The organism is Rheinheimera sp. (assembly GCF_020217005.1).
Taxonomy (GTDB): Bacteria; Pseudomonadota; Gammaproteobacteria; order Enterobacterales; family Alteromonadaceae; genus Pararheinheimera.
In genome coordinates, this window is the sequence record NZ_JAIWOI010000223.1 from 1 (window position 1) to 10,000 (window position 10,000).

Below are 10,000 nucleotides of genomic sequence, written 5' to 3' on the forward strand. Positions count from 1 at the left end.
CTCGCTGCATTTTGCCAGGGTCTGATGTTGGGCACTTTAGTGCAAGGCGTACCTGCTGATTTTATTAATCAGTCCAGTTTCAGTTGGATCAGCCCATTCAGCTTGTTTTGTGGTTTAGCTGTGATGGCTGGTTATGCCCTGCTGGCCTGTTGTTATCTGGTGATGAAAAGCCGCGGTGAGTTGCAACAAAAAGCAGCGCGCTACGGCCAGCGTTTAGTACTGATTGTGATGTTATCCATGCTGCTGGTCAGCCTCTGGACTGTCTGGATTGAGCCGGAAATCCGTGCTCGTTGGTTTGGCGGCTTGCATGCTTTATGGTTAATCCCACTGCCTCTGTTGTCTGTGCTTGCCGCCCGTTTATTATTTCGCGACTTAGGCCGGGTCAACCGCAGCCATCAAGCAGAAATCGCTGTGCATGAACGGCATGAAGAAAGGCCATTCTGGTTGGCATCCGCTTTGTTCCTGCTGGCTTTTGTTGGCTTGCTGGTGAGTGTATTCCCTTACCTGCTGCCGCGGCAGCTCACCTATATGCAGGCAGCAGCGCCGGATAGCAGTTTGCTCTTTATGCTACCTGGCATCTTTATTTTTGTACCGCTGATTTGCGCTTATACATTGTGGGGTTACAAAATTTTTGCCGGTAAAGTGGAAGATTATCAGGAGGGTTACTGATGCAATGGTACAAAAAACTCTCTCAGGGCCAATGGTTTGTTTTGTTATATCTGTGTGGATTTTTAAGCTTGACTGTTATTGCATGGCTATTAAAACAAGGAATGAAGCTTTTGTAAGCGATTAAAAATCAAGCATTTTTAATCAAGTATTAGCAGGCTTTTATTGATCTGACACAAATAAAGTGTCAATTAATCTGGCCTGTTATTTTCATTTTTTTCATTTTTTTATTTGCATTTTAAAAAACACTGCTGCTATAGTCAGGTAAAGACCGAGCTGTTTTGGTCCTTACTGGGTGCGAAAGATGAAGTATTTAAGTTTTATCGCAGTGTTGTTTTACCTGAGTTTGCTGTTTCCTACAGCAGGCCATTCTGCATCCAGCAGTTGGGTCGATTTACAACAAGCGAATAAAAACTTCACTGTTGCTCTGGTTGCATCAAGTACCCACTCTACTGTCGATTCTACGGAAACTTCCGGTGACGACGAAAAAAGCCCTGTTCACTGGAATAGTTTTGAATTCCCTGTGCTGCATGGTAATTGTTATCAGTGGACACAAGTTCAGTTCAGTATCACGCAAAAAAGCTGTTATCCAGCTCGCGCTCCACCAGTACACCTCTCTTAAATCATTGAAATAGTCAGAGTTTCCGGCCTCCTAGCCATGTTCTGACACAACCATTGTTTTAATTTCAGTTTCGCTGCCTCTGAGCGGACTGAGGAGAGGTTCCTATGAAAAAGTTAAATTTATTCAACGTTGATGTAATAGACCATTTAGTTCAGCCCGCCGAATTTGCCGAAGCCAATTTAAACTCAGCTGCGCTGGATTTTGTCTCTGACTTCAAGACCACCAGCCCAATGATGATTGATGCTAATACCTGTGCTGTCGAAGCAGAGGATATGATGAATCATGAACATACCAAATTAAAACTGGTAATAGACGCCAATCAGGAATTGATTGGTTTAATCAGCTACGAACAGTTGTCTATCCAGAATGTGTTGCAACGTCTAGGCAAAGGTGTGAATCGCACTGACTTAACAGTGGCCGATTTAATGCGCCCACGTGCTGAAATTAAAGCCCTGGCTTACGAGCAAATCAAACATTGCACCATAGGTGATGTGCTGAACACATTACAACATAATGGCGAGCAGCACTGTTTAGTGATTGATACTGACTCTCACCACATCCGCGGTGTGATCTCCGCGAGCGATATCGCCAGCCGTTTGCATATTCCGGTTCATATTGAAAAAGCACCCACTTTTTTAAATATTTTTGACCGTATGTATGCCTGATCGACCTTTGCCGGGTCATTAACCTGGGCCCGTTGAAGCATGTTTTCTTTCTGGTTTTCCCCGTTTCGTATTCATTCCCGCGGAACGGGGTTTTTGAAAGCCGCCACAGAGTATAGGTACCTCCAAGACCTCCCCTCTGCTGACATTCAGTTTATGGCGGCGTTTTCCGACCGAAGATCAATTAAATACCTCCAAGACCTGCTTCCACTGCTCCTGCTGACATTCAGTTCATGGCGGCGTTTTCCGACCGAAGATCAATTAAATACCTCCAAGACCTGCTTCCACTGCTCCTGCTGACATTCAGTTTATGGCGGCGTTTTCCAACCGAAGATCAATTAAATACCTCCAAGACCTGCATCAGCCCACATTAGAAATTCCATTCATTACCACAATTTTATAATCACAAAGCATTCTTGCTGGCGATTTCGTTAAAGCTTTCCCGAGTACAGCAGATATATAAGCATCAGCTTTTACTGCTTTTGATAAGGAGAGACAAATGAACGAAGCCAGCCGCTTACAAAGAATGCGTGAACTTGGAGTACGGCTCCAGGAACTGCGTTTGCTGCCTTCAGATTCAGTCAATTCTTATGCAGGCGCAGCTATTAATTTTTTATTTAACAACTATCAAATTGAAAAGCCTGTAGGTGCCCCCTTAGATGTAACCTTGCGTGCTTTGGCTACAGGTCTGGCGTTAAGGCACAATATGCAAACCCGCCCGGATCCGGACAAAGTGATCGACTTTTTCTGCCGTCATTATCAGGTGCATTAAGCACTGAAGCTTGTGACAAAAGCTGCTAAAAAGCAGCTTTTTGCGTTATAGGTTCGGCTTTTGACTGCTTCCGGCTGCAAACAAATCCTCTAGACTGTTGCTTTGATTAGTCTTTGAGGTGTGCAAATGCGAAGCAAGCTGGATTGGTTTCGTCATGCTTTTGCTTATGAGTGCGGCGCCATAGTTTTACGTACTCTATGTACTCTGGCCGTGGCTGATGCTGCTTTTGCCAGTGCATCAGCTTTTTCACTATTAAGCTCCTTTACGGTATTTTTGCTGACCTTAACTCACACTAAAGTTTTTGATTACTTCTTGTGGCGATCGACCGGCTCTTTAGTCAAAGCGGGCAAAGTACGGCTTTTGCATTGTGTCAGTTATGAACTGGCGGGGGCGGCAATCAGCATTCCTTTGACCTTATGGTTGCTGGACTTTAATCTGGCTCAAGCCTTATGGCGGGAAGCTTTGATCTTTGTCGTGTTTTTGTTGTACACCTACCTGTATAACTATGGTTATGACTATTTTTTCCCGGTAACCCATGCCAAAACTTATTCTCAAAATAATTGATGTTGCAGCGCGGCGACAAGTGAATGAGTCCCCATGAGCCTGGTTAACCTATGCGATTGGGGCGAGAGCATGCAGTCAACAAAGCGGCAGCTTCAAGTATGATGAGAATATCGATCCGCGCTTATAGCCCAATTCAGCAAAGCCACAGCCATGATCACCACCAACTGGTGATGCCTTTGGCTGGCCGGCTCAATTTGCTGATCAATAAACAGCAGTTGCAGGTCGGTACAGCAGAATGTCTGGTGATACCGGCTGGCACTGAACATGGCTTTTCAGCCGCTGAACAATGCCGGTTTTTAGTCGTAGATTTAACACATTTACCTGCACATTTGCTGCATTTATCTCAGTCGGTGTTTCAATTATCTGATCGGATGCAGCCTTACTTATTGGTGTTGGAACAACTGTTAGTGCAACAAAATCAGCATCTATTACCAGCAGCTCAGCAGTTTTTCCTACAGTTACTGGAAGCAGAACAACCAACACCAGCCTTAGATAAAAGGTTACGCCTGGCACTTCTCTACATGCAGGAGCATCTGGCAGAGGAATTAGATTTGGTACAACTGGCCAGTAAAGCCAGCCTGAGCCTGAGTCAGTTTAAGCAACTGTTTCGCCAGCAATTGGGCCTAAGCCCGGGCCAGTACTTAACCACATTACGCATGCAGCAGGGTCGAACTTTAGTGTTATTTTCCAACTTATCAGTGCAGCAAATTGCCCTGGACTGTGGCTATCAATCGGCCTCAGCTTTTAGCGCCCGCTTTTTACGCCACTATGGCCAAAGCCCACAACAGTATAGAGGGTATGGTCTTACTAGCTGAAGCTGCATGAAATAGCCGCCCTGCAACTCCAATGATCTGGCAAACTTTTAGAGTTTAATCAGCTCCACAGCACCCCGTTTTTGTAAAGTGACATACAACAAGGTCGGGTCTTTTTGCGAAAAAGTGACATTAGTCGGAAACTCGCCTTTTAACTTGTATTCTTGCAACAGCTTGCCTTCAGGGCTAACTTTGGCAACCACAGCTTTGCCATAGCGGGCTATGTATAAGTTCCCTTTGGCGTCAGTGCGCATACCATCTAAACCAAAATCCGGGAATTGGATCAACAGCCTTTTGTTGCTGGCGTTCAGTTGCTCATCCAGGTCATAGACCCAAATTCTGCGCTGCGCGCTCTCGTTGACATACAAGCGGCGTTGATCCGGGCTGATTTCTACACCATTAGTGGTACCCATGTCTTTTTCTACCAGCCTGGAGCTGCCATCTGTATCAATGCGCCATAACTGACCTTTGTTGTTTTTCCAGTCCGGATCGCTGGCAAAAATAACACCATTAGCCGCTATGGTTAAATCGTTGGGCTGAAACATTAAAGGCTGATGGGCATGCAACTCTAGCTTTTTACCGTCATATCGCCAGATATTGTGGCCGGTATAATCGGCTATAAACATCTGGCCTTGCTGGTCAAAACGAATGCCATTGCCAATACTACCTTTGGGTAAAGTCAGAGCTAAGCTGACCTCACCTTTGGGACTGACTTTACCAATAGTACCTTCTACACCGTAGTTCACCGCATATAAATTGCCATCTTTGTCTGTGGCAGGACCTTCAATAGTGGCATGAAAGACGCCGTCCGGCACAAAGTCGGTACTGTCGTTCTGTGTTGTGGCCTGAGCGGTCAAACCGGAAATAGATAACAATAAAATCAGTAATTTGCGCTTCATTCCTTTTATCCTGTGCTGTTTAAGCGGGTTGAATTCCCTGGCTAAACCTCAACAACTGTTCCGGGTCGTAACGCCTTTTCAACTGCTGCAGTTTTTCATAATGAGCACCATAATAAGCCGCAGACCAGTTTTTAATCAAAGCGTCTGTGTAATTTAAATAAGCACCCCCCGTACTGTAGGGTTGCATCACAGTTCGCATCTGGTTTACCCAAAAAGCGGCGCGTTTAAGTTCAGCCTCCGGACTGCCAACAGGCCGGCTGACCAGATACTGAGCACTAAAAAGCGCATTTCTGTGGGCAAAAGCAGTGTGATCGGCAGACACAGAGCTGATCGCGCCCCCCATCAGGGTTAATAAAATACCGCCGGACAAACCTTGTTGCTGGCGTTGCTGTACTTGTGTCAATAAAGCTTCTAATCCGGCTCTGCTGATGGCTTTATTAAAAAAATCTGAGCTGCCCGCCATAGCCACACGTTTCAATTTGGCTTGCTCTGATTGGTGCGGCAATTTGCACTCTGGCATCTCCAAACCCGCACAATCTGTCAGCATGTATTCGCGGTAATTATGCAACACCACATCTTGCTCTACAGGTTGCAGCGGCAATCGTCTTAACCAGTTAACCCATTGCTGCTGCAGCAGTTTTATCTGGCCTATACTGATCACCCTTATTTGCAACTGGGGTTCATGGCCTTGCTGACCACTCCACCAGATAGCAGCCTGAGACCATAAAGCCTCAGGCAACTGACGGCTCCAGTGTTGCCATAAGTTCAGCACAGGCAAAGCGTCTTTTAAGGCAAAATAAGCATGACAACTCAAGATATCGCTGGTTGCAAAAGTCTGGAATTTAAAGCGGGTGACTATGCCAAACTGACCACCACCACCCCCTCTTAAGCCCCAGAATAAATCCGAATTTTGCTGCTCATTACAACGCAAAACCTCTCCATCTACTGTCACAACTTCAGCTTCCAGCAAGGCGTCGCAGGTTAGTCCATACAAACGGTCAGCAATACCAAAACCCCCGCCCTGAGTTAAACCGGCAATACCTACGCCAACACAACTCCCCCCCGGAATGGAACGGCCTTTTTGACTTAACTGATCATAAATATCGCCCAGCTTAGCGCCAGCTTCTATCCAGGCAGTATCCTCTTCCGGCTCCAGCTGAATATCCGCCATTAAAGCTAAATCCAGCAAAATGCCTTTGGTGCTGGAATAACCGGCATAGTTATGACCGCCACTGCGACCTGTGATTGGCAATTGAAACCAGCGGGCAAAAGCTAAAATTTGCTGCACATCGGAAGTATTGGCACAACGGGCTATCACAGCTGGAATAATGTTGTCGTAACGGGAGTTGGCTGCTTTATAAAACCGACTAAAACCAGCATCTGCGGGGAACAATAATTGACCGGAAAAATCAGTTTTGAGCTGCTGCCAGTCGCTGCTTTCAGGCAAAGAGTGGGCAGGACTGAACTGGCAGCCGGATACCGCAGCTAACGCAGCAGCACTGCTTAAAGTTAAAAAATGACGTCTGTCCAAAGTGAAGTCTTTTCAAAATAACAACCGCAGGCAAAGTAGCATAAATTGGCTGAATTCGGCTCGATTTTTATAGCCCAGTCCCTCTCCTACTCTGCGCAAACCAAACCAATTTCCCCTTGCCGCCTGAAAAAAAGCTGTTTATGCTGGCCACACTTAGCTTGTCGGAGTGCTGCACAAACCTGGTTTGTCAGCTGAGACCGCCCCTGGGCGGAATCCGTGGAACCTGAACAGGATAATACCTGCGGAGGGAAACAAGAGCGCACACAGTGGCGGTGATCCGTCTGCCTGTTGGCGCACTCATTCGGCTCATCTGTTGATGGCTGTCCACGCTTTTCCCAAGCTCTGTTGAAAATTAACTATTTAATTATTTCACCGGAGTTTATATGTCAGAAAATCAAAACCGTCGCGCCACCCGCGCCGCTGCCGAGCAATTTATTCAGCAGTTGCAGGGCCAGCCTTATCCCGCCAGCCGCAAGGTCTATATCGAAGGCGACTTACCCGGCGTAAAAGTCGGCATGCGTGAAATTGAACTGCAGCCCAGCTTAATTGGCGGCAGCAAAGACAAGCCGTTATTTCAGCCCAATGCACCGGTTCGGGTCTACGACACGTCCGGTCCTTATTCCTGCCCTGATGCTCAGATTGATATCCGTAAAGGGTTGCCCACCCTTCGTACTGACTGGATCAAACAGCGCGGTGATACCGAACTGGTGACAGACTTTGGTTCTGTCTACAGCAAAGAGCAGTGGCTGGATGAAAGCCTGCAAAGCTTAAGATTTGAAGCTTTAACAGAAAGACGCAAAGCCAAAGCAGGTGTGGCCGTCACTCAGCTGGCCTATGCCCGTCGTGGTGTTATTACGCCGGAAATGGAATACGTAGCTATTCGGGAAAACTTAAGCCGCGCTAACCTGGCAGCGGCCACTGAAGCCAGAGCCCAGCATCCGGGCCAGAGTTTTGGTGCTAACTTACCTAAGCAAATTACTGCTGAATTTGTCCGGCAGGAAATAGCGGCAGGCCGCGCCATTTTGCCCGCCAATATCAATCACCCTGAAATTGAACCCATGATTATTGGCCGTAACTTTCTGGTCAAGGTGAACGCCAATATCGGCAATTCAGCCGTTAGCTCGTCTATTGAAGAAGAAGTGGAAAAGCTGCTGTGGGCCACCCGTTGGGGCGCAGATACAGTGATGGATTTATCCACTGGCCGTTATATTCATCAAACCCGCGAATGGATTATCCGCAACAGTCCAGTGCCTATTGGCACTGTGCCTTTGTATCAGGCGCTGGAAAAAGTTGGCGGCATAGCCGAAGACTTAAGCTGGGAATTATTCCGCGACACCTTAATTGAGCAGGCCGAGCAAGGGGTGGATTATTTTACTATTCACGCCGGAGTGCGCTTAGCTTATGTGCCTATGACGGCCAAACGCCTGACCGGAATAGTCTCACGTGGCGGTTCTATTATGGCCAAATGGTGTCTGGCGCATCATCAGGAAAACTTTTTATATCAACACTTTGACGATATCTGCGACATTATGCGCGCTTACGATATCAGCTTTAGTTTGGGTGATGGCCTGCGCCCTGGCTCTATAGCCGATGCCAATGACGAAGCTCAGTTTGCCGAGCTGAAAACCTTAGGCGAACTGACACACCGCGCCTGGGCTAAAGATGTGCAGGTGATGGTGGAAGGCCCTGGCCATGTGCCTATGCAGCTTATTCGTGAGAATATGCAATTACAGCTGGAATACTGCGCCGAAGCGCCTTTTTATACCTTAGGCCCACTCACCACAGATATAGCACCGGGTTACGATCATCTGACATCAGCCATTGGTGCAGCTCAGATCGGCTGGTATGGCTGCGCTATGCTCTGTTATGTCACGCCCAAAGAGCATTTAGGTTTACCTGATAAAAACGATGTCAAAGAAGGTTTGATTGCTTACAAAATTGCCGCCCACGCTGCCGATTTAGCCAAAGGCCATCCGGGCGCACAAATCCGCGATGATGCCCTGTCCAAAGCCCGTTTTGAGTTCCGCTGGCAGGACCAATTTAACTTAAGTTTAGACCCTGACCGCGCCCGCTCTTATCACGATCAAACCTTGCCACAAGAGTCCGGCAAAGTAGCGCACTTTTGTTCTATGTGTGGCCCTAAGTTTTGCTCGATGAAAATCAGCCAGGATGTGCGCGACTATGCCGCCAGTATTGAAGTGAAACAGCTCGATACTGAACAACAGCAAGCAGAAATGCAGAAAAAAGCGCAGCAATTCCGTGAGTCTGGCGCCGAGCTGTATCACGGCTCGGATTCAAAGTTGGAGGAACCTCAGTTATGAGCCCGACGCTGCTTATTCTGGGCGGCGGTTTAATGGGACGTTTATGCGCTTTGGCTTTGTCCGAACCCGGACTTTGGCCAAAGCCAGCCCGTATTCGCCTGCTGGAAAAAGGGAGTTTTAGCCCTTCCCAGGAGCTGTATCAAGCCAGTGCTGCTTTTGCTGCAGCCGCTATGTTATCGCCTTTGGCTGAGTCTGTGCTTTTAGAGCAGGATTTAGTAGAACTGGGCTATCGCAGTATGCAGCTGTGGCAACTGCTGCAACAGCAGTTGCCGGACTTTGGCCTGCAACAACAAGGAGCTTTGCTGCTGGCCCATCCACAGCAACAGCACCTGTTATTACATTTGGTCAGTCAAATTAAAGCCCAGCCTGTACACAAACCTCAATGGCTGACTAAAACTGAACTGGCAGAACTTGAGCCGTCGTTAGCCGGACGTTTTCAGCATAGTTGTTATTTACCAGGCGAAGGCCAGCTGAATAATCAGGCCTTCCTGAAGCATTCCCTGCAGCTATTACAACAAAGAGGAGTATCGCTGGAAGCTCAGTCCACAGCAGAGTTTAAAGGCAACCACCTCTGGTGTAATGGCAAGTTAGAACCAGCCGATCTGGTGATTGATTGCCGTGGTTTAGGTGCGTCCACTGAATTGCCGCTATTGCGACCAGTACGGGGTGAAGTGCTAAGAGTGAAAGCACCAGCAGTACAACTTAGCCGCCCTGTGCGGTTATTCCATCCTCGTTATGCGCTTTATATAGCACCCAAAGGCGACGGCATTTTTGTGGTGGGCGCTACAGAGTTGGAATCATCCGATCAATCCGGTCCTTCGGTGCGCTCTGCGCTGGAACTGTTATCGGCTTTGTATTCAGTAGACCCTGCTTTTGCCGAGGCAGAAATTTTAGGCCTGCAAGCCTCTGCCCGCCCTGCTTTGCCGGATAACAGACCTGAAATACAGCAAAAGCCAGGGTTAATCCGGGTCAATGGTTTATACCGTCACGGCTATTTATTAGGCCCGGCTTTGGCTGAACAAGTGGCCCAGTTGGCGTTGCGGCAGCTGAGCGAAACTAAGGAGCTGTGTTATGGCTGAGCATATGAAAATAGAGCTAAGCATCTGGTTAAATGGCAAAAAAGAAAGCTTAAATTCCAGCCAGTTAAGCGA

10 protein-coding genes and 1 riboswitch are annotated in these 10,000 nt (G+C 47.6%); of the genes, 8 read left to right on the top strand and 2 right to left on the bottom strand.

Annotation, left to right across the window (positions count from 1 at the left end; all coding sequences use genetic code 11):
* From LDL40_RS10930 to LDL40_RS10955, 6 genes are all read left to right on the top strand, one after another.
* A partial coding sequence (locus LDL40_RS10930; protein WP_300995397.1) for a cytochrome d ubiquinol oxidase subunit II occupies positions 1-669 on the top strand: 669 nt, incomplete at its 5' end.
* A 301-nt stretch (positions 670-970) separates the two neighbouring features.
* On the top strand, positions 971-1,288 hold the full coding sequence (locus LDL40_RS10935) for a hypothetical protein (RefSeq protein WP_300995398.1): 318 nt from the start codon (positions 971-973) through the stop codon (positions 1,286-1,288).
* 104 nt (positions 1,289-1,392) lie between these two features.
* A complete protein-coding gene (locus LDL40_RS10940) occupies positions 1,393-1,953 on the top strand; it encodes a CBS domain-containing protein (RefSeq protein WP_300995399.1) in 561 nt (186 codons plus the stop codon).
* Positions 1,954-2,449: 496 nt separating this feature from the next.
* The gene (locus tag LDL40_RS10945) at positions 2,450-2,722 is read left to right on the top strand and encodes a hypothetical protein (RefSeq protein ID WP_300995400.1); all 273 of its coding nucleotides are present in this window, start codon (positions 2,450-2,452) and stop codon (positions 2,720-2,722) included.
* A 126-nt stretch (positions 2,723-2,848) separates the two neighbouring features.
* Entirely contained in the window at positions 2,849-3,286 is a 438-nt protein-coding gene (locus tag LDL40_RS10950) for a chlorhexidine efflux transporter (protein WP_300995401.1), read from the top strand.
* A 98-nt stretch (positions 3,287-3,384) separates the two neighbouring features.
* Positions 3,385-4,101 (top strand): helix-turn-helix domain-containing protein, encoded by a 717-nt coding sequence (locus tag LDL40_RS10955; protein WP_300995402.1) that lies wholly within the window; start codon positions 3,385-3,387, stop codon positions 4,099-4,101.
* A 47-nt stretch (positions 4,102-4,148) separates the two neighbouring features.
* On the opposite strand, the gene LDL40_RS10960 is transcribed toward LDL40_RS10955, so the two are convergent.
* Together LDL40_RS10960 and LDL40_RS10965 are read right to left on the bottom strand one after the other, a co-directional pair.
* Positions 4,149-4,997, bottom strand: coding sequence for an SMP-30/gluconolactonase/LRE family protein (locus LDL40_RS10960; protein WP_300995403.1), 849 nt, complete (start codon positions 4,995-4,997; stop codon positions 4,149-4,151).
* 19 nt (positions 4,998-5,016) lie between these two features.
* A complete protein-coding gene (locus LDL40_RS10965; RefSeq protein WP_300995405.1) occupies positions 5,017-6,528 on the bottom strand; it encodes an FAD-binding oxidoreductase in 1,512 nt (503 codons plus the stop codon).
* Between the two features lie 152 nt (positions 6,529-6,680).
* Positions 6,681-6,796, top strand: a riboswitch (TPP riboswitch).
* 115 nt (positions 6,797-6,911) lie between these two features.
* On the opposite strand from LDL40_RS10965, the gene thiC reads away from it, so the two are divergent.
* Positions 6,912-8,849 carry a phosphomethylpyrimidine synthase ThiC gene (gene thiC / locus LDL40_RS10970; protein ID WP_300995407.1) on the top strand — a complete coding sequence of 646 codons (1,938 nt, stop codon included), beginning with the start codon at positions 6,912-6,914 and terminating at the stop codon, positions 8,847-8,849.
* A complete protein-coding gene (locus LDL40_RS10975) occupies positions 8,846-9,928 on the top strand; it encodes an FAD-dependent oxidoreductase (RefSeq protein ID WP_300995408.1) in 1,083 nt (360 codons plus the stop codon). Before thiC ends, LDL40_RS10975 begins: the two co-directional genes overlap by 4 nt.
* The last annotated feature ends 72 nt before the right edge of the window (positions 9,929-10,000 follow it).